Raw genomic sequence first — 23,031 nt, 5'->3', positions numbered from 1 at the left:
GAAACAGCCGGGTGGGTGCGCACGCACCCACCCGGCTGCCCCCCGTTCCCCCCGGCAGAAAAGATCTAGAAGTCGTCGTCGAAGCCGACCGAGCCCTCGACCGCGACCTGGTAGGCCGACGGACGGCGCTCGAAGAAGTTGGTCAGCTCCTGGACGCCCTGCAGCTCCATGAAGGAGAACGGATTCTCCGAGCCGTACACGGGAGCGAAGCCCAGCCGGGTCAGCCGCTGGTCGGCGACGCACTGCAGGTACTCGCGCATCGACTCGGTGTTCATGCCCGGCAGACCGTCGCCGCACAGGTCGCGGCCGAACTGCAGCTCCGCCTCCACCGCCTCCTTCAGCATGTCGGTGACCTGCTGCTGAAGTGCGTCGTCGAAGAGCTCCGGCTCCTCCTTGCGGACCGTGTCCACGACCTCGAAGGCGAAGTTCATGTGCATCGTCTCGTCCCGGAACACCCAGTTGGTGCCGGTGGCCAGGCCGTGCAGCAGACCGCGCGAACGGAACCAGTAGACGTACGCGAAGGCCCCGTAGAAGAACAGGCCCTCGATGCAGGCGGCGAAACAGATCAGGTTCAGCAGGAAGCGGCGGCGGTCGGCCTTCGACTCCAGCCGCTCGATCTTCTCGACCGAGTCCATCCACTTGAAGCAGAACTGCGCCTTCTCGCGGATGGAGGGAATCTCCTCGACCGCGTCGAAGGCGGCAGCGCGGTCGGCCGGGTCCGGCAGATAGGTGTCCAGCAGCGTCAGATAGAACTGGACGTGCACGGCCTCCTCGAAGAGCTGCCGCGACAAGTACAGCCGCGCCTCGGGGGAGTTGATGTGCTTGTAGAGGGTGAGCACCAGGTTGTTGGACACGATCGAGTCGCCCGTCGCGAAGAACGCGACCAGCCGGCCGATCATGTGCTGCTCACCGGGGGTCAGCTTGGCGAGGTCGGCCACGTCGGAGTGGAGGTCGACCTCCTCCACGGTCCAGGTGTTCTTGATCGCGTCGCGGTAGCGCTCGTAGAAGTCCGGATAGCGCATCGGACGCAGCGTCAGCTCGAAGCCCGGGTCGAGGAGATTCTTTTCGGTGGAGCTCATTACTGGCAGGCCTCGCAGGACTCGGGGTTCTCAAGGGAGCAGGCGACGGCGTCGGGCTCGGCGGCCTGCTGCACGGGGATGGGGGCGGACTGCGCCGCGCGGGCGATCCGCGTCGCCGGACGGGAGCGCAGGTAGTACGTCGTCTTCAGCCCCTGCTTCCAGGCGTACGCGTACATCGAACTGAGCTTGCCGATGGTCGGCGTCTCCAGGAACAGGTTCAGCGACTGCGACTGGTCCAGGAACGGGGTGCGGGCCGCGGCCATGTCGATCAGGCCGCGCTGCGGGATCTCCCACGCCGTGCGGTACAGCTCGCGCACCTCGGCCGGGACCCAGTTGAAGGCCTGCACCGAGCCGTTGGCCTCGCGCAGCGCCTCACGGGTCTGCGCGTCCCACACGCCGAGCCGCTTCAGCTCCGCCACCAGGTAGGAATTGACCTGGAGGAACTCGCCGGACAGCGTCTCGCGCTTGAACAGGTTGGAGACCTGCGGCTCGATGCACTCGTACACGCCCGCGATGGACGCGATGGTCGCGGTCGGCGCGATGGCCAGCAGCAGCGAGTTGCGCATGCCGGTCGCGGCGATACGGGCCCGCAGGGCCGCCCAGCGCTCCGGCCAGTTGAGCTCCACGCCGTAGTGGTCCGGGTGCAGCACACCGCGCGCGGCACGGGTCTTCTCCCAGGCCGGCAGCGGGCCGCTGCGCTCGGCGAGCCCGGCGGACGCCTCGTACGCGGCCAGCATGATCCGCTCGGCGAGCTTCGTCGACAGCGCCCGTGCCTCGGCCGAGTCGAAGGGCAGCTTCAGCTTGAAGAAGACGTCCTGGAGACCCATCGCGCCCAGGCCCACCGGACGCCACTTGGCGTTGGAACGGCCGGCCTGCTCGGTCGGGTAGAAGTTGATGTCGACGACCCGGTCAAGGAAGGTGACGGCGGTACGGACGGTCTCGTCAAGACGCTCCCAGTCGATGCCGTCGCCCCCGATTCCCCGGTCCACGAACGAACCCAGGTTGACCGAACCGAGGTTGCAGACGGCCGTCTCGCCGTCGTCCGTGACCTCCAGGATCTCGGTGCACAGGTTCGAGGAGTGGACCGTGTGGCCGGGCTCGGCGGTCTGGTTGGCGGTGCGGTTGGAGGCGTCCTTGAAGGTCATCCAGCCGTTGCCGGTCTGCGCGAGCGTCCGCATCATCCGGCCGTAGAGCTCACGCGCCGGCATCGTCTTGCGCGCCAGACCCTTGGCCTCGGCGGCGCGGTACGCGGCCTCGAACTCCTCGCCCCACAGGTCCACCAGCTCCGGCACATCGGCCGGCGAGAACAGCGACCACTCGGCGTCGGCCTCGACGCGTCGCATGAACTCGTCCGGGATCCAGTGCGCGAGATTCAGATTGTGCGTACGCCGGGCGTCCTCACCGGTGTTGTCCCGCAGCTCCAGGAACTCCTCGATGTCCGCGTGCCAGGTCTCCAGGTAGACGGCGGCCGCGCCCTTGCGGCGGCCGCCCTGGTTCACCGCGGCGACCGAGGCGTCGAGGGTCTTCAGGAACGGCACGATGCCGTTGGAGTGCCCGTTGGTGCCGCGGATCAGCGAACCGCGGGCGCGGATGCGGGAGTACGAGAGACCGATGCCGCCCGCGTGCTTCGACAGCCGCGCGACCTGGTGGTACCGGTCGTAGATCGAGTCGAGCTCGTCCTTCGGCGAGTCCAGCAGATAGCAGGACGACATCTGCGGGTGGCGGGTGCCGGAGTTGAAGAGCGTGGGGGACGACGGCAGATAGTCGAGACGGCTCATCAGGCCGTACAGCGCGGCGACCTCGTCCAGCGCGCGGACGCTGTCGTCCTCCGCGAGGCCGCAGGCGACGCGCAGCATGAAGTGCTGCGGCGTCTCGATCACCTGACGGGTGATCGGATGCCGGAGCAGATAGCGGCTGTAGAGCGTGCGCAGCCCGAAGTAGCCGAAGCGGTCGTCGGCGTCCGGGTCGATGAGCGCGTCAAGGCGCGCGGAGTGCAGCGTCACGAACTCGGCCGTACGGTCGGCGATCAGGCCCTCGCGGTGCCCGACCGCGACCGACGCGGAGAAGGCGACCGCGCCCTGGTCGGCGGCCTCGTCGGCGATGGTGCGGGTCAGGAGCCGGGCGGCGAGCCGGGAGTAGGCCGGGTCCTCGGAGATCAGGCCCGCGGCGGCGTCCGTGGCGAGTCCACGGAGTTCGGCCGCGTCCGATCCGGCGTGGCGGCCGCGCAGCGCGGCGGCGGCGACCCGTCCGGGGTCGGTGTCCGGCAGATCGGCGGTGAGGTCGGTCAGGGTCCGCAGAAGCGCGGTCCCGGGGCCGTCCGCCAACTGCTCGGAGATGCCTGAAGCCGGATCGGCTGGCGCGATGGTCACGTGGTGCTCTCCCTCGCTCGGCTCTGGGCCGGCGGGGAGGAGGCGGGGCCGTTCGAGCGCGCGCGACCATGTCAGGGCAGCACTCGGTACGGCGTCCACCGGCCCAACCCGCGAGGCCCGGACGTCTCGGCGTCCGGTTCGGTCGAGCCGGACGCACTGTCGGCAGGTGCCCGGACTTGCGGGTACGACAAAGCGCACCACAGCACACCGTTGCGGGACAGTTCCGGATTCGCACCGGATTCCCCTGCGGCGACAGCGAGCACGAGCATACATGTGGGGGCGGGGAGTTGCCGCACCCCCCACATGTTGTGTCGTGGCGGGCCGGAGCCCCAAGTCGTATCGAAGGTCACTCGGTTGAGTTCGCGGAGTCGTGCGATCCGCCGGCGCGCCGGGGAGACCGCACTTCGGTCACAAGGCGGGGCAGGGACTGCGGCTCGGTGCAACGTAGGAGGTCTTCGGATGGGCCATGCGGTCATGGGTGGGCCACGCACCCCGGTCGCGGCCGCGTATCACGCGTGATGCGGGTGTAGCGTCCGGAGCATGCCGTGGTTTTCGACCGGTGCGGCCGCTGCACTTCTGGCAGCAGCGCTGGTGTTCTTCATTGCTGCCGGGCTTCTGATGCTGCGCACCGTCGGCAAGCGGCAGTTTCTCGGCACGGCCCAGGAGCAGGCGACGTACGAGACACTCCACACCGCCTCGCTCGCGGCACCCCCGCTGCGGGCCACGCTGAACGCGGACAGCGCGCGACGGGCCGGGCGGCATCTGCGGGCGCTGCTCGATGTACCCGCGCTGGCCATGACGGACGCCTCCGGCACCGTGCTGGCCTGGGACGGGTCCGCGCCGGAGCCGGGGCACGACCACAGGGCAGCCGTGCCCGAGCACGCCGGGCGGGCCCTCGCCGCCGGACGCACCGAGGTCATCGGCCCTGGCGATCCACCATGCAACAGGGCCGACTGTCCGCTGCGGCAGGGCGTGGTCGTGCCGCTGATCGTGGCCGGCCGGCCGGAGGGTGCGCTCGCGGTGTACGCGACCAATGCCTCCACCGGACTGGTCCGAGCCACCACGGAAGTCGCGCGCTGGGTGTCGACCCAGCTGGAGCTGGCCGAGCTCGACCGCTCGCGCGCGGCCGTCGCGGAGGCGGAGGTGCGCGCGCTGCGGGCCCAGATCTCGCCTCACTTCATCTACAACTCGCTGTCGGCCATCGCCTCCTTCGTCCGAACCGATCCGGAACGGGCCAGGGAGCTGCTGGTGGAGTTCGCGGAGTTCACCCGGTACTCGTTCCGCCAGCACGGTGACTTCACCTCCCTTGCCGAGGAGCTGCGGTGCATCGACCGTTACCTGCTGCTGGAGCGCGCTCGGTTCGGCAGCCGCCTTCAGGTCGTACTGCGCGTGGCACCCGAGGTGCTCTCCGTGGTGGTGCCCTTCCTCTGCCTGCAGCCCCTCGTCGAGAACGCGGTCCGCCACGGCCTGGAGCGCCGTGCGGGCCCCGGTCACCTGGTGATCACGGCGGAGGACGTCGGCAGCGAGGCGTGGATCAGCGTGGAGGACGACGGCACGGGGATGGATCCCGAGCAGTTGGCCGCGACACTGAAGGGCGAGACACGGGAGTCCGCGGCGGAGCCGCCCGGTTCCGAGCCTCGGCGTGAGCCGGGGATCGGGCTGCGCAACATCGATGCGCGATTGCGTCAGATCTATGGGGACGCGTACGGGTTGATCGTGGAGACCGCGCCCGGTGCCGGGACAAAGGTGCGGGTGCGGGTGCCGAAGTTTCACCCGCAGGCCGTCCAGAGCGGGCCCGGTCAGGGCTGACAGTGATCGTGCACATCCGGTGCGTGTCGGGCGGGAGGAACGCTCCACCGCGTGTTGGGGGAGCGTTAGCCTGGCCATATGCTCCACGTTCTCGCGGTGGACGACGAGGTACCGGCTCTGGAGGAGTTGGCGTACTTGCTTCGCCGCGACCCGCGCGTGGGCGAGGTCCGGACCGCAACCGACGGCGCACAGGCGCTGCTCGACATCGACCGGGCGCTGGAGGGGGGACGACCGCTCGACGCCGTCTTCCTCGACATCGGCATGCCCGGCCTGGACGGCGTGGCCATAGCGCGCGTGGTCTCCCGTTTCGCCCACCCGCCGGCGGTGGTGTTCGTGACTGCGCACGACGACTACGCGGTGGACGCATTCTCGTTGCATGCCGCCGACTACGTGCTCAAGCCGGTGCATCCGGAGCGGCTGGCTGAGGCGGTGCGCCGCGTCGCCGCCGCGTCGCACGGCGCAGGAGTCACGGCGGAGCGGGCCGCCGCGAGCCCGCCCGAGGAAGCGGGTCAGGCCGCTTCCGGCCTTCCTGACGAGGTCATCTGCGTGGAGCTGGCGGGCGTGACGCGCTTCGTCCACCGAAGTGAGGTCATCTACGCCGAGGCACACGGCGACTACGCGCGCCTGCACACCCCTTCGGCCACCCACCTGGTGCGGACATCCCTGGCCGCTTTGGAGGAGCGCTGGGGCGACGCCGGATTCGTCCGTATCCATCGCACCTATCTCGTCGCCCTGCGCCAGGTCCAGGAGCTGCGTATGGGGGCCGGACAGGCGTGTGTGCGCATTGGGGATGAGCTGCTGCCGGTCAGTCGGCGCCACATGCGTCAGGTCCGGGACCTTCTGGTGCGGCAAGCGGGGACCCGCCAGTCCGAGGGGCCGCGCCCCGGCGCGGTGCCCGCCACCGAGGCCCCGTCGCTTCCTCGCACCTTCCCCGACAGCCGAGGTGCTAGGTGACCGACGGCCCGGAACAGTCGCGCGGAGATCCGGGTGCGGACAGTGCTCCCATCCGCCGCGTCGTGGCCCATCCTCGGACGCTGGCCGCCCTCGCAGGCAGGCAGCTACCGGCCGACGGACGCGAACCGGTCGCCGACGATCTCGGTCGGCAGACACCACTCGGCGACATCTATCTCCGCTCTCTCATGCGTGCCCAGCTCCGGCTCGGGCTCGCTGTCGTAGGGGTCCTCGTCGCCGTGCTCGGCGGCCTGCCGTTCCTGTTCCTGGCCGCGCCCACCCTGCGGAACGCGATGGTGGCGGGAGTCCCCGCCCCATGGCTGATCATCGGCGTCGCCGTGCACCCGGTGATCCTCACACTCGCCTTCGTCTGCCTGCGCCACGCCAGGCGGAACGAGCACGACTTCACAGACCTTGTCGAGCGCTCATGAGGGGCATCTGCCGAAAGCGCCTCGTGGAGGTAGGAACCGCATGAGCATCGCACCGCCCGTGGCAGCCGTGGCCGTGGTGTGCGTCGCTACCGCCCTGTTCAGCGTCTACGGCCTGCGCCCGGGCCGTGCCACATCGGACTTCTACGTCGCCTCGCGTGCCGTCTCCCCGCTGCGCAACGCATCCGCGATCGGCGGCGAGTACCTTTCCGCGGCCTCGTTCCTCGGTATCGCGGGGCTCGTGCTGGCCTTCGGCGCCGACATGCTGTGGTACGGCGTCGGCTACACCGCCGGGTACCTGGTGCTCCTGGCGTTCGTCGCGGCCCCACTGCGCCGCTCCGGGGCGTACACCGTGCCGGACTTCGCCGAGGCGCGCCTGGAGTCCACCCGGGTGCGCCGCCTGACTGCCCTGCTGGTGGTGTTCACCGGCTGGCTGTATCTGCTGCCGCAACTGCAGGGCGCGGGCCTGACGCTGCGTACCGTGACCGCGGCCCCCCTGTGGGTGGGGCCGGTCGTCGTCACCGCCGTCGTGATGGTCACGGTTGCCTCCGGCGGAATGCGCAGTGTCACCTTCGTCCAGGCGTTCCAGTACTGGCTGAAGTTGACGGCACTCGCCGTGCCCGTGATCTTCCTGCTGCTGGCCTGGCGCGCGGACGGTGCGCCCTGGCCGGGTGGCGACACCCCGCCGCGGTTTCGCGAGGCGACGACAGTCTCCGTGCAGCAGAGCATGCGGGTACAGGTCGAGGAGCCCGTGACCGTCGCGGTGAGCGGCAGTCTCGACGGGCATCGCGTGGACGGTACACGGGTACGCCTCGAGCCGGGCGAGCACCGGATCGGCGAGGACACACGCGTGGTGTTCCCGGCCGGGGCCGACGTACCGCACCCGCAGGGGCAGCCCCCGCTCGACGGCGGGGACTGGTCACGCCCGCTGTCGGGCACCGAACACCCGGTGTACGGGACGTACTCGCTGCTCCTCGCCACCCTGCTGGGCACCATGGGGCTGCCTCATGTGATCGTGCGCTTCTACACCAACCCCGACGGAGTGGCCGCCCGCCGCACCACGTGGGCCGTGCTGTGGCTGCTCGCCGCGTTCTACGTGCTACCCCCGGTGTACGGGGCGCTCAGCCGCCTGTACACCCCCGAACTGCTCATGACCGGCCGTACCGATGCGGCCGTACTGCTGCTGCCCGACCGGCTGGTGGGCGGGACGGGCGGAGTACTGCTGGGCACGCTGCTGACCGCGGGCGCGTTCGCGGCGTTCCTGTCGACGGCATGCGGACTGACCGTCTCGGTGGCTGGAGTGCTCGGGCAGGAACTGGAGCGCATGTGGTCGGCTGCCAGGGCACAAGTGATTCGGCGGCGCGGGCTGGTGAGCAGGCCGCGCCGCGCCAGGTCGGAGCTGCGCATCGAGGCCCGCGACGTGCTGCGCCTGCGTTTCGCGGGCGTGGCTGCGGCCGGCGTGCCCTGCGTGCTGTCTCTCGTCGTCGTGCACCGGGCAGCGGCGGACGTCGTCGGGCTGGCGTTCGCGGTTGCCGCGTCATCATTCTCGCCGTTGCTGCTCCTGGGCATCTGGTGGCGGCGGCTCACCCCGCAGGGCGCGATGGCGGGCCTGCTGGTCGGCGGGGGAACCACCATCGGCGCGGTGGTCGTGACCATCGCCGGAGACCCGCCAGGAGGGTGGACCGGGACGTTGCTGAGCCGACCGGCGGCCTGGAGCGTGCCCCTGGCGTTCGCGGTGATGATCGGGACCTCTTGGCTGACCCGTCGCAGCATCCCTCCCGGAACCGCACGTGCGCTGGCCCGCCTTCATGCCCCGGAGTCACTGGCCCCGTCGCGCCGACCGCGCTGAGTGGCCGTGCACCGCCGCCTACGGGCGCCAGGCAGCTCCGGGCGTCAGGAGCTATGGGCGTCAGGCAAGGGCCAGTGCCCACTGCGAGCTCGCGCAGCACGGCGATGGTGACGGCCCGGTTTCGTGCCCGTGATCAGGGGATTTGACGGCGAGAGTGGCCCAGACGAGTTTTCCGCCGCGAGGCCTGGTCACGACACCCCAGCAGCTGGCCACGCACTGGAGGATGAGCAGGCCGCGGCCGTGTTCTTCCGCAGTTGCCGGGGAACAGGGTGCGGGCACGGCGGCAGGGGACTGGTCGGTGACGGCGATCAGCAGCTGCGGCTCCGTCACCGTGCCGCACTTGGCCAGGTGCACCGTGACGGTCTCGGTACGGCCGTAGAGCACCGCGTTGGTCACCAGCTCAGAGGTGATCAGGGCCGCGTCCGCTGCCAGGTGGCCCAGGTTCCAGCTTCGCAGATGGGCGCTGACCTCCCGGCGTGCGGTGGCGACGTGCGCCGCGTCGGCGGCCAGGGCCAGGTCGACGCGGTTGGGGTGGTTGGACGGCTCGCACCTGGTACTCGGGGGCCGGGCGGCCAGGCCCGAGACCGGAGCGCGGGCGACGGTGGTGATCATGACCGGGTGCTTCCCTTCGGGCGGCACTGGACCGGGAGAAGTCCGTCGCGCCTCTGTTTGTGTCGCGGCCCTGCAAGGTCGGAGCCGCTGTCGCCCGTGTGGACGACGGTTCCTGCTGGTAGCGGCAGTTCCTGCATTTCCTGTGTACGCCGTCCGAGGCATGCCGTGTACCCATCCGGGCTCCGGGCAAGCCGAGCGGGCGGCCCGTTGCGACGGATGGATCGGTGAGCGCGGTGAGCGGCCGTGATGGGACGATGAACGGCACAGTGCACGGCCGCACGGACCCGTTCGCGCCGGCTGAATGGCGCGCCGTTGGAGCCCGTCCGGCGATTGAGGACAGCGGAAATCAAGGCTCGCCGGCGATTGAGGCGCGTAGCCCCGGCCCGGTCGGCAACCGCACCGCGCCGCCCAATAGGCAAGGGCCGCTGCGCCCCCGGCTGGGGAGACGCGGCGGCCCTCCTGTTGCGCCGGGTCAGTGACCCGCCCCCGCCGTCGCCGACGGCAGTTCCACCTTGACGCCCGGGTCGTCCGAGTCCGCCGTGTAGTCCGACGGACTCGTCTCGTCCACACCCTCCGGCGCCTTCGCCGCCCGCAGGACGAACGTCAGCACCACCGTGACAACGACATTGAGCACAAAGGCAGTCAGGCCGATGTAGCCGATCTCACCGAAGCCGGGGATCTCCGCCGACGAGCCGCCGAAGTGCTTCTGCGTCGGGCTGGCGACTCCGTACGCCGCGGCCGTGCCGTAGATCATGCCGACCGCCCAGCCGCCGAGCAGCGCCCAGCGGTGGAACCAGCGCGTGAACAGGCCGCCCACCAGGGCCGGGAAGGTCTGGAGGATCCAGATCCCGCCCAGCAGCTGGAAGTTGATCGCCACCGTCTTGTCCATGGTCAGGACGAAGGCCAGCGCACCGACCTTCACCAGCAGCGACACCAGCTTCGACACCTTGGTCTCCTGCGCCGGCGTCGCGTCCGGCTTCAGGAAGTCCTTGTAGATGTTGCGGGTGAAGAGATTCGCCGCCGCGATCGACATGATCGCCGCCGGCACCAGTGCGCCGATGCCGATCGCCGCGAAGGCCACACCCGCGAACCAGTCCGGGAACATCGTCTCGAACAGCTGAGGAATCGCCAGCTGGCCGTTCTCCACCTTGATTCCGGCCGCGATCGCCATGAAGCCGAGCAGCGCCAGCAGCCCCAGCATCAGCGAGTACAGCGGCAGGATCGTGGTGTTGCGGCGGATCACGTCACGGCTGCGCGAGGAGAGCGTCGCCGTGATCGAGTGCGGATACATGAAGAGCGCGAGCGCCGACCCGAGCGCCAGCGTGGCATAGCCCCAGTGACCCGCGTCGCCCGGCACCAGCGAGCCACGCGGCTTGTCCGTGGCCGGGTTGATCTGCGCGTAGGCGTCGCCCGCCTTCGCGAAGATGTCGTCGAAACCGCCGAGCTTGATCGGGATGTAGATGATCGCCACCGCGATGACGATGTAGATCAGCGTGTCCTTGACGAAGGCGATCAGCGCCGGAGCGCGCAGCCCGGAGGAGTACGTGTACGCCGCCAGCACGCCGAAGGCGATCAGCAGCGGCAGGTCCTTGATGAACCAGTTGGTGTTCTCGCCGCCGCCGACGCCCATCACGTCCAGCACCGCCTGGATGCCGACCAGTTGCAGCGCGATGTACGGCATCGTCGCGAGGATGCCGGTGACCGCGACCGCCAGCGACAGACCCTTCGAACCGAAGCGGCCGCGCACGAAGTCCGATGTGGTGACGTAGCCGTGCTTGTGCGAGACCGACCACAGCCGCGGCAGGAAGGTGAAGATCAGCGGGTAGACCAGGATCGTGTACGGGACGGCGAAGAAGCCCGCCGCGCCCGCTGCGTAGATCGCGGCCGGGACGGCGACGAAGGTGTACGCCGTGTACAGGTCGCCGCCGAGCAGGAACCAGGTGACCCAGGTGCCGAACGAGCGGCCGCCCAGGCCCCATTCGTCGAGGCTGTCGCTCTCGGCCTTGCGCCAGCGCGCGGCCAGGAAGCCCATGACCGTGACGGCCAGGAAGAAGAAGATGAAGACGGCGAGTGCAACGCCGTTCACGCCGTCGTTCATGCCGATGCGCCTCCGCCCTGGGACTTGCGGGCGCGCTGGTCACGCTGCCACAGCTTGTACGCGATCATGGTGAGGACGGTCGAGATCAGCACCCAGAGCATCTGGTACCAGTAGAAGAACGGGATGCCGAAGACCTGCGGTTCGACCTTCGCGTACGAGCCGACCCAGAGCATCGCCACGAACGGCGTGAAGAGGCAGAGGGCGACAACAATGCGCACCGGCGTGATCGCCGGTGGCGGGCCGGCCGCTGGTGGCGCACCAGCTTTCTCATCCGTCACATCAGACATACGGCGGCTCCGTTCCCTCACCTGTAACCCGTGTAATGCGCAGGAAATCTAGGCGAGGGTTTCGCCAGGCGTCACCCCCCGTCCGTATATCGGTACTGCAACGACTTCGGGTCAACGACCGTCAGCAGCAACGGAAACCGGCCCGCGGGTCGGACTCCTGCCGGTCTGTCCGCATCCGCTCGAACTCCCTCCGGGACGGCACGGCCACCGCGGAATCGTGCGACCGCGCATGCGCGACATATCTGTCGTACGCCGACTCGTCCAGCAATTCACGTACGTACCACCGCACCGCGCTAGCGGTCCGCCGCAGCCCGCTCCAGAGCATTGCGCGCCTCCTCCGCCTTCTCCTCCTTCGTCGGCCACAGCCCGGCCGGCGCGGTCAGCTTCGACTCCACGAACGGGGCTTCGTCCAGCAGCGCGGACGCCGGGTTGCGGACCGCCTTCACACACACCCGGGCCGCGTCCACCACGACGACCACGATCAGCAGCGCGAGCACCGCCGAAAGGACGCCGTCCACCGTGGAGTTGGTGACGATGGTGTGCATGTCGTCCATGGACTTGGCGGGCGGCAGCACCTTTCCGGCGTCGATGCCGTCCTGGTAGAGGTCGCGCTGGGTGAAGAAACCGACGCGCGGATCGCCGGAGAAGACCTTCTGCCAGCTGGCCGTCAGCGTCACCGTCACGTCCCAGGCGAGCGGAATCCCGGTGATCCAGGCCCATTTGAGCCGTCCGGACTTCACCAGCAGCGTGGTGCAGACGGCCAGCGCGACGGCCGCGAGCAGCTGGTTGGAGATGCCGAAGATCGGGAAGAGCTGATTGATCCCGCCGAGCGGCTCGTGCACGCCGACCCAGAGGAAGTAGCCCCAAAGTGCCGCCACGACCGCGCTGGTGATGAGGATGCCCGGCTTCCAGCTGACGTTGCGGAACGGCTTGTAGACGTTGCCGAGCATGTCCTGGAGCATGAAGCGGCCCACGCGTGTGCCCGCGTCGAGCGCGGTCAGGATGAACAGCGCCTCGAACATGATGGCGAAGTGGTACCAGAAGGCCTTCATTCCGCTGCCGCCGACGACCTGCGAGAAGATCTCCGAGACGCCGACCGCGAGCGTCGGTGCGCCGCCGGTGCGGGAGAGCAGCGACTGTTCCTCCACCGCCTCGGCCGCCTTCGCCAGATCTGCGGGCGAGATGGTGTAGCCGAGGTTCGCGACGGCCTGCGAGGCGGACTGCACGCTGTCGCCGATGACTCCGGCCGGTGCGTTCATCGCGAAGTACAGCCCGGGATCGATGATGCAGGCGGCGATCAGCGCCATGACCGCCACGAACGACTCCATCAGCATGGAGCCGTAGCCGATCATCCGGATCTGCGTCTCCTTCTGGATCATCTTCGGCGTTGTGCCGGAGGCGATCAGCGAGTGGAATCCGGAGAGCGCGCCGCACGCGATGGTGATGAAGACGAACGGGAACAGCGACCCGGCGAACACCGGCCCGTCGCCGCGGCTCGCGAAGTCCGTGACCGCGTCCATCCGCATGTCCGGCAGCGCGACGACAACGCCCAGCGCCAGCAGCCCGATCGTGCCGACCTTCATGAAGGTGGAGAGATAGTCGCGCGGCGCGAGCAGCATCCACACCGGCAGGACGGACGCGATGAAGCCGTACGCCACCATCCACAGCACCAGCGTGGAGGGCGCGAGCGTGAAGGTGTCGGCGAGCGACGACTCGGCGACCCAGCGGCCGGCGACGATCGAGAGCAGCAGCAGCGCGACGCCGATCAGCGTGACCTCGCTGACCCGGCCCGGCCGCAGCACCCGCAGATAGAAGCCCATCAGCAGCGCGATCGGGATGGTCATGCCGATGGAGAACGTGCCCCAGGGGGAGCGGGCCAGGGCGTTGACGATGACCAGCGCCAGCACACCGAGCAGGATGATCATGATCATGAACGCGGCGAGCAGGGCCGCGGCTCCGCCGAACGGCCCGATCTCGTCCCGTGCCATCTGCCCCAGCGACTTGCCGTTGCGGCGGGTCGAGAAGAACAGCACCACCATGTCCTGGACGGCGCCCGCGAAGATGACGCCGACGATGATCCAGATGGTGCCCGGCAAGTACCCCATCTGCGCGGCCAGTACGGGTCCGACCAGCGGTCCCGCGCCCGCGATGGCCGCGAAGTGGTGCCCGAGCAGGACGCGCCGGTCGGTGGGGTGGAAGTCGATGCCGTTGTCGAGCCGCTCGGCGGGCGTGGCCCTGGTCCTGTCGACCTTCAGGACGCGGTTGACGATGAACTTCGAGTAGAAGCGGTAGCCGATGGCGTACGAGCCGAGAGCCGCGGCGACCATCCAGGCGGCGGACACCTCCTCGCCGCGCGAGAGGGCCAGTACGGTCCAGCCGGCCGCGCCGATCAGCGCGACGAGCGTCCAGATGACGATGGTTCGTGGATTTGCTGAGCGCACCGGGTCGTCCTCCCGTCGCAAGCGATGACGGGAGGACCGTAGAGCAGGAACATCAGGCGCGCTACACCACGTGCACCTTGTGTTTCAGTCAGCCAGTGAGTCAGCCGTGCGGTCAGTCCTTCGGTCGCTGCAACCTCGCCACGAACTTGTAGCGGTCGCCGCGGTACACCGAGCGCACCCACTCCACCGGCTCGCCCTGCGCGTCCAGCGAGTGGCGCGAGAGCATCAGCATCGGCAGGCCCACGTCCGTACCGAGCAGGCCCGCCTCGCGCGGTGTCGCCAGCGAGGTCTCGATGGTCTCCTCGGCCTCGGCGAGATGGACGTCGTACACCTCCGCCAGTGCCGTGTACAGCGAGGTGTACTTGACCAGCGACCGCCGCAGCGCCGGGAAGCGCTTGGCCGAAAGATGTGTGGTCTCGATCGCCATCGGCTCGCCGCTAGCCAGCCGCAGCCGCTCGATCCGCAGCACCCGGCCGCCGGTCGAGATGTCCAGCAGTCCGGCCAGCGTGTCGTCGGCCGTGACATAGCCGATGTCCAGCAGCTGCGAGGTCGGCTCCAGGCCCTGGGCCTTCATGTCCTCGGTGTACGAGGTGAGCTGAAGGGCCTGCGAGACCTTGGGCTTGGCCACGAACGTGCCCTTGCCCTGGATGCGCTCCAGCCGTCCCTCGACGACCAGTTCCTGCAGGGCCTGGCGCACGGTGGTCCGCGAGGTGTCGAACTCCGCGGCGAGCGTGCGCTCCGGCGGCACCGGGGTGCCCGGCGGCAGGGTTTCCGTCATGTCGAGCAAGTGGCGCTTGAGCCGGTAGTACTTGGGCACGCGCGCGGTGCGGGTCTGAGCCCCGCCCTCGGTCTCCGTGCCGCCCCCGTCCGTGGTCATGGCGCGCCTTCCCGACTCGTGTGCTGCTGCCGTCACCGGCTCCTCCGTCTGTTGCGGCTCACATGGTGGCACGGTCCGGTCACGGGTCGTCGCCCTCCCTCAGGTGTCGGTCCGATAACGGACGCGACAGCCCTTCTTATACACCCTTGACACCCCTAAAGGTCTAGGCCAAGCTCCGGGTACTGGTCTAAACCATTAAAGACCAGGTCCCAGCCCCACGGGCAGACCTGAAGCGCTGTCTCTGCGTGTTGTGCGACTCCCGGGCGGTGGGGGGAACTCTTGCATCCCTTGAGGAGGGTGGCGTGAAGCGCAAGCTCATAGCTGCAGTGGGTGTGGCAGCAATGGCGGCTTCGGTCGCAGCATGTGGCTCGGGTGACAGCGAGTCTGCGAAGGACCCGAAGGACCGCAAGGAGACTCTGACCGTCTGGTTGATGACCGACGCTCAGTCAACCTGGCCCGAGCTGGTCAAGGACGTCAACACCCAGTTCAACGCGAAGTACCCGGGTGTCAAGGTCAATGTCCAGTACCAGCAGTGGGCTGACAAGACCAAGAAGCTCGACGCGGCGCTCGCCGGCGACAAGTTCCCGGACGTGGTCGAGCTCGGCAACACCGAGACGATGACGTACATCCTGAACGGCGCCGTCGGCGAGATCGACCCGAAGAAGTACGAGAACTCCGACACCTGGATCAAGGGCCTCAAGGACACCTGTTCGTACGAGGGCAAGCTGTACTGCGTCCCGTACTACGCCGGTGCGCGTGTGGCCATCTACAACAAGGACATGTTCAAGGCCGGCACCGGCTCGGACGCCCTGCCCACCACCGAGGCCGAGCTCACCGCCGCCCTCGACAAGGTCCAGGCGAAGAACACCAAGGACAAGGCGTTCTCGCCGCTCTACCTGCCGGGCCGCTACTGGTACGCCGCCATGTCGTACGTCGCCGCGTACGGCGGTGAGATCGCCACGTACGACGAGGGCAAGAAGGAGTGGAAGTCCTCGCTCTCCACCCCGGAGGCGCAGAAGGGCATCACTCACTTCGTCGACCTGGTCAAGAAGTACAACCACGGCGACAAGACCAAGGACGAGCAGGACCACGCCAACGTCATGGCCAACGAGAAGACCGCTCTTCTCTACGGCAACGGCTGGGAGGCGGGCAGCGTCACCGACTCCGCCGCCAACGGCAACCCGAAGCTGAAGGACAAGATCGGCACCGCCGGCATGCCTGGCCCCGACGGCAAGGCCCTGCCTTCCTTCATCGGCGGCTCCGACCTCGCCACCATCTCCAAGTCCAAGATCCAGGACCTGGGCGAGGAGTGGATCTCGCTGTTCACCAGCGAGAAGTCCGAGGCCGTGCTCGCCTCGAAGAACATCCTTCCGAACAACACCAAGCAGCTGGAGCCGCTGAAGGCGAAGCCGGAGACCGCTCCGATCGCCAACGCCGTGCCGGACGCCTGGTTCACGCCGATCGCGCCGGGCTGGTCCGCGATCGAGAAGAAGGAAGTCCTCGAGCTGATGCTGCTCGACATCATCAAGGGCAAGTCGGTCGAGGAGGCCACCAAGGCGGCCGACGCGGAGATCGACAAGCTGATCAACGAGGCTTCCTGATCCCTTGATCGCCCAGCGGGGGCGGCGGGCCCGGCCCGCCGCCCCCGCCCTCCGGTATCCGGTCCGAGCGGAAGGCCAGAGCACCATGAGTGCCGCCGACACCAAAGCAGCCGACCCGGCGGTGCCCGTCCCGCGGCACCCCGAAGGCATCGGCCCCCAGCCGTCCAACAGGGGCAGACGACCGCGCAAGGCGGGCCAGCTGCTGCCCTATCTGCTGATAGGCCCCACGATCGTCGCGATCGCGGCCGTGTTCGTCTGGCCACTGGTCAAGACGATCCTCATGTCCTTCCAGGACATCGGCCGCAAGGAACTGTGGACCGGTGACCCCGCCCCGTGGGTGGGCTTCGAGCAGTTCTCCAACATCTTCGGTGACCCGGCCTTCTGGGACTCGGTCGTGCTGACCGTCGTCTTCATGGCGGCGTGCGTGGTCACCACGCTGGCCTTCGGCCTCGCGATCGCGCTGATGATGCAGCGGATGTCCACGTGGGTACGGCTGTTGGTGACCGCCGCGCTGATCGCGGCCTGGTCGATCCCGCTGATGGTCGCCGCCTCGATCTTCCGCTGGTTCTCCGACTCCGACTACGGAGTGGCGAACATGGTGCTGACGAAGTACCTGGGCCTGGACTTCCAGGGCCACAACTGGTTCCTCGACTACAAGCAGGGCTTCGTCGTCATCGGCGCGGTCGTGGTGTGGGGCGCCATCCCGTTCGTCGCCATCACGCTGTACGCGGCCCTCACCCAGGTGCCCCGCGAGCTGGAAGAGGCCGCGGCGATCGACGGCGTCGGCGCGTTCGGCAACTTCCGCTATGTCGTCCTCCCGGTCATCAAGCCCGTCTTCCAGATGGTCGCCACCCTCTCGGTGATCTGGGACTTCAACGTCCTCGGCCAGGTCTGGCTGATGCGCGGCACCAAGCCCGAGCCCGAGTACGAGGTGCTCGGCCTCTATGCCTTCAACAAGGCGTTCGAGTCCAACTCCTTCAGCCAGGGCGCGGCCATCTCACTGATCACGGTGCTGCTGCTGTCCGGTGTCGCCGTGTACTACCTGCGCCAGCTGCTCAAGATCGGAGACGTCGAGTGAGCGCCACCGCCTCCGCACCGAAGGCCACCGGCCAGGGAGTCCGTCAGACTCTGCGGCCGGACCGCAAGAAGAAGAGCCGGCACGTCTACAACGTCATCGGGCTGCTGACCTTCGTGGTCATGATCTTCCCGGTCTACTGGCTCGTCATCAGCGCCCTGCGCCCGAACGCCGAGATCCGCAGCTACGACCAGACGCTGTGGCCGTCGTCGATCACCTTCGACAACTTCAGCCGCGCCATGGACTACGCCAACTTCGGTACGGCGATCAAGTCCAGCCTGATCATCTGCCTCAGCGCCGTCGTCGGCGCGATGGTGATGGCCACCGTCGCCGCGTACGCCATCGGCCGCTTCAAGTTTTTCGGCCGCAAGGCCTTCATGATCGTCCTCATCCTGGTCCAGCTGCTGCCGCCGACCGCGATGCTGATTCCGATCTACCTGCAGCTCAACGACCTCGGCGCGCTCAATGAGTACTGGGGCGTGACCATCATCTACCTGGTCTCCACGCTCCCGTTCGCGACCTGGATGATCCGCGGCTTCGTCATCAACATCCCGAAGGAGCTGGAGGAGTCCGCGATGGTGGACGGCTGCAGCCAGATGGGTGCTTTCTGGCGGATCGTCTTCCCGCTGCTCGCCCCGGGCCTCGCCGCCGCCTCCATCTACTCGCTCATCAACGCCTGGAACGAGTACCTCCTGGCGTACGTCGTCCTCCAGGACAACGACAAGTACACCCTCAACGTGTGGCTGGCGAACTTCACCACCTCCCGTGGAGTCGACTACGGCGCGCTGATGGCCGCCTCGACGCTCATCGCCATCCCGGTCGTCGCCTTCTTCATGTTCATCCAGAAGAAGATGGCGGCGGGACTCACCTCCGGTGCAGTGAAGGGATAACGCCGCCTCATGACCACTCTCGTTCGTGGATCCTCGGACACCCTCACCCGCGACGCCCTCGCCGTGCTCCAGCCCGGCTTCATCGGCACCACCGCGCCCGAGTGGCTGCTGCGCCACATCGGCGAAGGGCTGTCCTCCGTCGGCCTGTTCGGCCGCAACATCGTCTCGCCCGGTCAACTGGCCGCGCTCACCGCGCAGCTGCGGGCCGAGCGGGCCGATGTCCTCGTCGCGATCGACGAGGAGGGCGGTGACGTCACCCGGCTCGAGGTGCGCACCGGCTCCTCCTTCCCCGGCAACTACGCGCTCGGCATGGTGGACGACACCGGGCTCACCCGGGACGTCGCCCGGGAGCTGGGCCGCCGGCTCGCCGAGTGCGGTGTCGACCTCAACTGGGCGCCGTCCGCCGACATCAACTCGAATCCGATCAATCCGGTGATCGGTGTGCGGTCGTTCGGCTCCGACACCGCGCTTGCCGCCCGGCACACCGTCGCGTACGTCGAAGGCCTCCAGGCCGCCGGAGTCGCCGCCTGCACCAAGCACTTCCCGGGACACGGCGACACCAATGTGGACTCGCACCACGCGCTGCCCCGGATCGATGTGGATCTCGAGACGCTGCACGCCCGTGAACTGGTGCCTTTCCGTGCGGCGATCGCTGCGGGTTCCAAAGCGGTGATGAGCGCGCATATCCTTCTTCCCGCGCTCGACCCGAACCGCCCGGCGACACTGAGCCCGCAGATCCTCACCGGTCTGCTGCGCGAAGAGCTGGGCTATCAGGGGCTGATCGTCACCGACGGCATGGAGATGAACGCCATCGCGTCGACGTACGGCATCGAGCGCGGCTCCGTCCTCGCGATCGCCGCGGGCGCCGACGCGATCTGCGTCGGCGGCGGCCTGGCCGACGAGGAGACCGTACTGCGCCTGCGCGACGCGCTGGTGACGGCGGTACGGGACGGCGAACTGCCCGAGGAGCGGCTGGCCGACGCGGCAGCGCGGGTGCGCGCCCTCGCCGACTGGACGCGACGGGCCAGGGGGGCTGCATCGGAGCCGGGCGCGGCTTCACAGGAGGGGACCGCGCCCGGCACCGACATCGGACTTGTCGCCGCACGCCGGGCCGTGAAGGTGACGGCGGGGGAGCGGCGGTACGAGCGGATCACTTCGGCGCCGTATGTCGCGGCCTTCACCCCGGTCGCGAACATCGCAGTCGGCGACGAGACTCCGTGGGGTCTCGCGCCCGAACTCGCCGCGATGCTGCCCGGCACCACGACCGACACGTACGACGGCTCGACCGAAACGTCGGCCCTGGTGGCAAATGTGCTGGGTATGGCGGCGGACCGTAGGATCGTCGCTGTAGTACGCGACGTTCACCGCCACCCCTGGATGGCGGACGCTCTGGACTCACTGATCGCGGCCCGGCCGGACACGGTCGTCGTCGAGATGGGTGTGGACGAGGCCGAGCCGAGGGGTGCCCTGCACATCGCGACCCATGGCGCCGCCCGCGTCTGCGGACGGGCCGCCGCGGAGGTCATCACCGGCAAGGGCGCCGGGGCCTGACCGACGCGGACCGTGCTGTGCCGGGGCCCACGGCTCGCCCCGGCACAGGGAATGCCACATGGAGGCACTCAGCATGTCCGCCACGAGTTCGGCCGACGCAGGCCACAGCGAGCGTCCGGGCCGGATCATGTCCGGCGAGATGGCAGAGCAGCCCGCGGTGCTGCGGCGCATCCTGGAGCAGGGTGCGCCGCGGATCCGCGAGGTGGCGTCGGCGATCGCGGCGCGGAGCCCGCGGTTCGTGCTGCTGACGGCGCGCGGCACGTCCGACAACGCCGCGCTGTACGCGAAGTACCTGCTCGAGATCCAGCTGGGGCTGCCCTGCGGGCTCACCTCCATGTCCACGACGACGGCGTACGGCGCACGGCCGGACCTGCGGGACGTGCTGGTGGTGACGGTCAGCCAGTCGGGCGGCTCGCCGGACCTGGTGGCCTCCACGAAGGCGGCGCGGGAGGCCGGCGCGATCACGCTGGCGGTCACCAACAACCCGGACTCGCCGCTGGCCGCGGTGTCCGAGTTCCACATCGACATCCTGGCCGGGCCGGAGAAGGCGCTCCCCGCCACCAAGACCTACACGGCCTCGCTCCTCGCGCTCTATCTCTTCGTCGAGGGCCTGCGCGGCGGCGACGGCGCGGCCGCGAAGGCCCTGCCCGACCTGGCGGCCCACGTCCTGTCCCGCCAGGACGAGGTGCGGCAGCTGGCGTCCCGCTACCGGTTCGCCGAGCGCATGGTGATCACGTCGCGGGGCTACGGCTACCCGACGGCGAAAGAGGCCGCGCTCAAGCTGATGGAGACCAGTTACATCCCGGCCCTGTCGTACTCCGGCGCGGATCTTCTGCACGGGCCACTCGCCATGGTCGACAACATCTCGCCGGTGATCGCGGTCGTTACGGACGGCAAGGGCGGCGCGGCACTCCAGCCGGTCCTCGATCGCCTCCGGGGCCGCGGTGCGGACCTGGTGGTGATCGGTCCGGCCCCCCAGGTCTCTGCGTCCTCCGCGGGCTTCACACTGCCCACGGAGGGCGTCCCGGAGGAACTCCAGCCCATCCTGGAGATCCTCCCGCTCCAGCTGCTGGCGTACGAGGTCACGATCGCGAGGGGACAGGACCCGGACGCACCCAGAGCCCTGGCAAAGGTCACGGAGACCAGCTGAGCTTCCCTGCGCGCGGCGCCGTGGCCCCGGAAACACCCGCGGGCCGCGGCGCCTGACGGGACCCTCAACCCGTCCGGCACCGCAGCCCGGAGTTTCTCCGGCCGGCGGGTGTGCGATCCCACTCGGCCGTGTGGGAGGTCCCGGCGCAGTCAGGGCAGAGAGCGCCGCGGCCTCGTTCCACCCTCCTGTGCGGGGAGGGCGGAAGCTGTCAAGTCATTGTGGACTAGACCATTCTCGGATGTCCATCCATCTACCGAGCTTAGTTCTTGGCCCATTCTCCATCACGGCCGCCCGCATCACCCGGTTCACACCTAACGTACGCTCGCAGATGTGCCCTCCATGAACGACCTCGTGCACCAGCACACAGCCCTCACCGAATCCGACCTCGAGTGGCTGCATCTGCTGGTTTCGGAGTGGCAGCTGCTCTCCGACCTCTCCTTCGCCGACCTCGTCCTCTGGGTCCCCACGCGCGACGGCACACGCTATGTCTCGGTGGCCCAGATGCGGCCGAACACCGGCCCCACCTCCTATCAGGACGACATGGTCGGCCATCTCGTTCCCCGCGGCCGGCGTCCGTTGCTGGACGCCGCGCTCGACGAGGGCCGGATCGTGCGCGAGGGCGACCCGGAGTGGCGCGAAGAGGTTCCCGTGCGGGTCGAGTCCATCCCCGTACGACGGGAGGGACGCGTCCTCGGCGTCATCGCCCGCAATACGAATCTGCTGACCGTACGGACCCCGTCCCGGCTGGAGCTCACGTACCTCCAGAGCGCCTCCGACCTGGCCCAGATGATTGCCGCCGGGTCCTTCCCGTTCCCCGGCCAGCAGGTCGACATGGACGCCTCGCCGCGCGCCGGCGACGGGCTGATCCGGCTCGACGCCGACGGCGTCGTCCAGTACGCCAGCCCCAACGGCCTCTCCGCGTACCACCGTCTCGGTCTCGCCGCCGACCTCGTCGGCCAGCACCTCGGCCAGATCACCGCCGAACTCGCCCCCTCCCGCGGCCCCGTCGACGAGGCCCTGGTCAAACTCGCCAGCGGCTACGCCCCGCGCGAGGCCGAGGTCGAGGGCAACGGCGGCGTGATCCAGCTGCGCGCCATTCCGCTCAAGCCCAAGGGCACCCGGATCGGCTCTCTCGTACTGCTCCGCGACGTCACCGAACTGCGCCGCCGCGAGCGCGAGTTGATCACCAAGGACGCCACCATCCGGGAGATCCACCACCGGGTCAAGAACAACCTCCAGACAGTCGCCGCGCTGTTGCGGCTGCAGGCCCGCCGGATGGATTCGGTACGCGGCCGTGAGGCGCTCAACGAGGCCGTGCGGCGCGTCGGTTCGATCGCGATCGTGCACGAGACGCTGTCCCAGAACCTGGACGAGCGCGTCGAGTTCGACGAGATCGCCGACCGGGTCATCGCGATGGTCTCCGAGATCTCGCCCGGCAAGGTCGACTGCCGCCGCACCGGCCGCTTCGGCATCCTGGACGCCGAGGTCGCGACCCCGCTCGCCATGGTCCTCACCGAAGTGCTGCAGAACGCGCTGGAACACGCCTTTCCGCACGGCGAACACGGCTCGGTCGAGGTCTCGGCGGTACGCGGCGACCAGCGGGTGGACGGCCGGCTGCTGATCACCGTCCAGGACGACGGCATCGGTCTGCCCGAGGGGTTCGACGCGCAGCGCACGGGCAATCTCGGTCTGCAGATCGTACGGACGCTGGTGGAGGGCGAGTTGGGCGGCGGCTTCGACATGCTTCCGGCGCCGGAGCCCGGCCGCGGCACGCGCGTGGTGCTCGACATCCCAGTGCGGGCCCAGAAGTAGCGGACCCCGGGGCTGAGAACACCAAGGCCGAGAACAGCAGCGAGCCCCGGACCGTATCGGATATGGTCCGGGGCTCGAATGCTGTGAGTTACTACTGCGCGCTGCGGCTCGGGGGCGGTGAGTGCGTACTCTCTGTACGCGCCGCCGGGCTC

18 protein-coding genes and 1 riboswitch are annotated in these 23,031 nt (G+C 68.9%); of the genes, 10 read left to right on the top strand and 8 right to left on the bottom strand.

Features of this window, described 5'->3' with window-relative positions:
* Positions 1–65: 65 nt before the first annotated feature.
* Together ACH4YL_RS09035 and ACH4YL_RS09030 are read right to left on the bottom strand one after the other, a co-directional pair.
* The gene (locus ACH4YL_RS09035; RefSeq protein WP_398506233.1) at positions 66–1,079 is read right to left on the bottom strand and encodes a ribonucleotide-diphosphate reductase subunit beta; all 1,014 of its coding nucleotides are present in this window, start codon (positions 1,077–1,079) and stop codon (positions 66–68) included.
* On the bottom strand, positions 1,079–3,448 hold the full coding sequence (locus tag ACH4YL_RS09030) for a ribonucleoside-diphosphate reductase subunit alpha (RefSeq protein WP_398506232.1): 2,370 nt from the start codon (positions 3,446–3,448) through the stop codon (positions 1,079–1,081). The genes ACH4YL_RS09035 and ACH4YL_RS09030 overlap by 1 nt, the downstream gene beginning before the upstream one ends.
* Before the next feature lie 143 nt (positions 3,449–3,591).
* A riboswitch (cobalamin riboswitch) is annotated at positions 3,592–3,734 on the bottom strand.
* A 254-nt stretch (positions 3,735–3,988) separates the two neighbouring features.
* On the opposite strand from ACH4YL_RS09030, the gene ACH4YL_RS09025 reads away from it, so the two are divergent.
* The 4 genes from ACH4YL_RS09025 (at position 3,989) to ACH4YL_RS09010 (ending at position 8,485) form a co-directional block, all read left to right on the top strand.
* On the top strand, positions 3,989–5,257 hold the full coding sequence (locus ACH4YL_RS09025; protein ID WP_398506231.1) for a sensor histidine kinase: 1,269 nt from the start codon (positions 3,989–3,991) through the stop codon (positions 5,255–5,257).
* 78 nt (positions 5,258–5,335) lie between these two features.
* Positions 5,336–6,211 carry a LytR/AlgR family response regulator transcription factor gene (locus tag ACH4YL_RS09020; protein ID WP_398506230.1) on the top strand — a complete coding sequence of 292 codons (876 nt, stop codon included), beginning with the start codon at positions 5,336–5,338 and terminating at the stop codon, positions 6,209–6,211.
* Positions 6,208–6,639, top strand: coding sequence for a hypothetical protein (locus tag ACH4YL_RS09015; RefSeq protein ID WP_398506229.1), 432 nt, complete (start codon positions 6,208–6,210; stop codon positions 6,637–6,639). Before ACH4YL_RS09020 ends, ACH4YL_RS09015 begins: the two co-directional genes overlap by 4 nt.
* Positions 6,640–6,679: 40 nt before the next feature.
* On the top strand, positions 6,680–8,485 hold the full coding sequence (locus tag ACH4YL_RS09010; protein WP_398506228.1) for a cation acetate symporter: 1,806 nt from the start codon (positions 6,680–6,682) through the stop codon (positions 8,483–8,485).
* 60 nt (positions 8,486–8,545) lie between these two features.
* On the opposite strand, the gene ACH4YL_RS09005 is transcribed toward ACH4YL_RS09010, so the two are convergent.
* From ACH4YL_RS09005 to ACH4YL_RS08980, 6 genes are all read right to left on the bottom strand, one after another.
* Positions 8,546–9,097: an ATP-binding protein gene (locus ACH4YL_RS09005; RefSeq protein ID WP_398506227.1), complete on the bottom strand. Its 552-nt coding sequence runs from the start codon at positions 9,095–9,097 to the stop codon at positions 8,546–8,548.
* 472 nt (positions 9,098–9,569) lie between these two features.
* Complete coding sequence (gene mctP / locus ACH4YL_RS09000; RefSeq protein WP_398506225.1) at positions 9,570–11,195, bottom strand: monocarboxylate uptake permease MctP; 1,626 nt, start codon at positions 11,193–11,195, stop codon at positions 9,570–9,572.
* Positions 11,192–11,482: a DUF3311 domain-containing protein gene (locus ACH4YL_RS08995; protein ID WP_398506223.1), complete on the bottom strand. Its 291-nt coding sequence runs from the start codon at positions 11,480–11,482 to the stop codon at positions 11,192–11,194. The genes mctP and ACH4YL_RS08995 overlap by 4 nt, the downstream gene beginning before the upstream one ends.
* Positions 11,483–11,603: 121 nt before the next feature.
* Complete coding sequence (locus ACH4YL_RS08990) at positions 11,604–11,807, bottom strand: CstA-like transporter-associated (seleno)protein (RefSeq protein WP_398506221.1); 204 nt, start codon at positions 11,805–11,807, stop codon at positions 11,604–11,606.
* A complete protein-coding gene (locus ACH4YL_RS08985) occupies positions 11,776–13,923 on the bottom strand; it encodes a carbon starvation CstA family protein (protein ID WP_398506219.1) in 2,148 nt (715 codons plus the stop codon). Before ACH4YL_RS08985 ends, ACH4YL_RS08990 begins: the two co-directional genes overlap by 32 nt.
* A gap of 112 nt (positions 13,924–14,035) precedes the next feature.
* A complete protein-coding gene (locus ACH4YL_RS08980) occupies positions 14,036–14,800 on the bottom strand; it encodes a GntR family transcriptional regulator (RefSeq protein ID WP_398506217.1) in 765 nt (254 codons plus the stop codon).
* 302 nt (positions 14,801–15,102) lie between these two features.
* Here ACH4YL_RS08980 and ACH4YL_RS08975 point away from each other — a divergent pair, with 302 nt between their 5' ends.
* The 6 genes from ACH4YL_RS08975 to ACH4YL_RS08950 all read left to right on the top strand — a co-directional run bounded on the left by ACH4YL_RS08975 (position 15,103) and on the right by ACH4YL_RS08950 (position 22,879).
* Entirely contained in the window at positions 15,103–16,401 is a 1,299-nt protein-coding gene (locus ACH4YL_RS08975) for a sugar ABC transporter substrate-binding protein (protein ID WP_398506216.1), read from the top strand.
* An 85-nt stretch (positions 16,402–16,486) separates the two neighbouring features.
* The gene (locus ACH4YL_RS08970) at positions 16,487–17,479 is read left to right on the top strand and encodes a carbohydrate ABC transporter permease (protein ID WP_398506214.1); all 993 of its coding nucleotides are present in this window, start codon (positions 16,487–16,489) and stop codon (positions 17,477–17,479) included.
* Positions 17,476–18,366, top strand: a complete 891-nt coding sequence (locus ACH4YL_RS08965; RefSeq protein ID WP_398506212.1) for a carbohydrate ABC transporter permease — start codon at positions 17,476–17,478, stop codon at positions 18,364–18,366. The genes ACH4YL_RS08970 and ACH4YL_RS08965 overlap by 4 nt, the downstream gene beginning before the upstream one ends.
* Before the next feature lie 9 nt (positions 18,367–18,375).
* A complete protein-coding gene (locus tag ACH4YL_RS08960) occupies positions 18,376–19,917 on the top strand; it encodes a glycoside hydrolase family 3 protein (protein ID WP_398506210.1) in 1,542 nt (513 codons plus the stop codon).
* A 73-nt stretch (positions 19,918–19,990) separates the two neighbouring features.
* The gene (locus ACH4YL_RS08955; protein WP_398506208.1) at positions 19,991–21,067 is read left to right on the top strand and encodes an SIS domain-containing protein; all 1,077 of its coding nucleotides are present in this window, start codon (positions 19,991–19,993) and stop codon (positions 21,065–21,067) included.
* A 339-nt stretch (positions 21,068–21,406) separates the two neighbouring features.
* Positions 21,407–22,879: a sensor histidine kinase gene (locus ACH4YL_RS08950; protein WP_398506637.1), complete on the top strand. Its 1,473-nt coding sequence runs from the start codon at positions 21,407–21,409 to the stop codon at positions 22,877–22,879.
* Positions 22,880–23,031: the final 152 nt, after the last annotated feature.

The sequence above is a fragment of the Streptomyces sp. NPDC020681 genome (genome assembly GCF_044334895.1).
GTDB lineage: Bacteria > Actinomycetota > Actinomycetes > Streptomycetales > Streptomycetaceae > Streptomyces.
The sequence above is the reverse complement of the archived record's forward strand: the minus strand, read 5'-3'. Positions and strand labels throughout refer to the sequence as shown.

Coding starts and splice junctions, on each gene's coding strand:
- ACH4YL_RS09035 (WP_398506233.1), bottom strand. CDS start 1,079: ATGAGCTCCACCGAAAAGAATCTCCTCGACCCGGGCTTCGAGCTGACG.
- ACH4YL_RS09025 (WP_398506231.1), top strand. CDS start 3,989: ATGCCGTGGTTTTCGACCGGTGCGGCCGCTGCACTTCTGGCAGCAGCG.
- ACH4YL_RS09020 (WP_398506230.1), top strand. CDS start 5,336: ATGCTCCACGTTCTCGCGGTGGACGACGAGGTACCGGCTCTGGAGGAG.
- ACH4YL_RS09010 (WP_398506228.1), top strand. CDS start 6,680: ATGAGCATCGCACCGCCCGTGGCAGCCGTGGCCGTGGTGTGCGTCGCT.
- ACH4YL_RS09005 (WP_398506227.1), bottom strand. CDS start 9,097: ATGATCACCACCGTCGCCCGCGCTCCGGTCTCGGGCCTGGCCGCCCGG.
- mctP (WP_398506225.1), bottom strand. CDS start 11,195: ATGAACGACGGCGTGAACGGCGTTGCACTCGCCGTCTTCATCTTCTTC.
- ACH4YL_RS08995 (WP_398506223.1), bottom strand. CDS start 11,482: ATGTCTGATGTGACGGATGAGAAAGCTGGTGCGCCACCAGCGGCCGGC.
- ACH4YL_RS08990 (WP_398506221.1), bottom strand. CDS start 11,807: ATGCTCTGGAGCGGGCTGCGGCGGACCGCTAGCGCGGTGCGGTGGTAC.
- ACH4YL_RS08980 (WP_398506217.1), bottom strand. CDS start 14,800: ATGACCACGGACGGGGGCGGCACGGAGACCGAGGGCGGGGCTCAGACC.
- ACH4YL_RS08970 (WP_398506214.1), top strand. CDS start 16,487: ATGAGTGCCGCCGACACCAAAGCAGCCGACCCGGCGGTGCCCGTCCCG.
- ACH4YL_RS08960 (WP_398506210.1), top strand. CDS start 18,376: ATGACCACTCTCGTTCGTGGATCCTCGGACACCCTCACCCGCGACGCC.
- ACH4YL_RS08955 (WP_398506208.1), top strand. CDS start 19,991: ATGTCCGCCACGAGTTCGGCCGACGCAGGCCACAGCGAGCGTCCGGGC.
- ACH4YL_RS08950 (WP_398506637.1), top strand. CDS start 21,407: ATGAACGACCTCGTGCACCAGCACACAGCCCTCACCGAATCCGACCTC.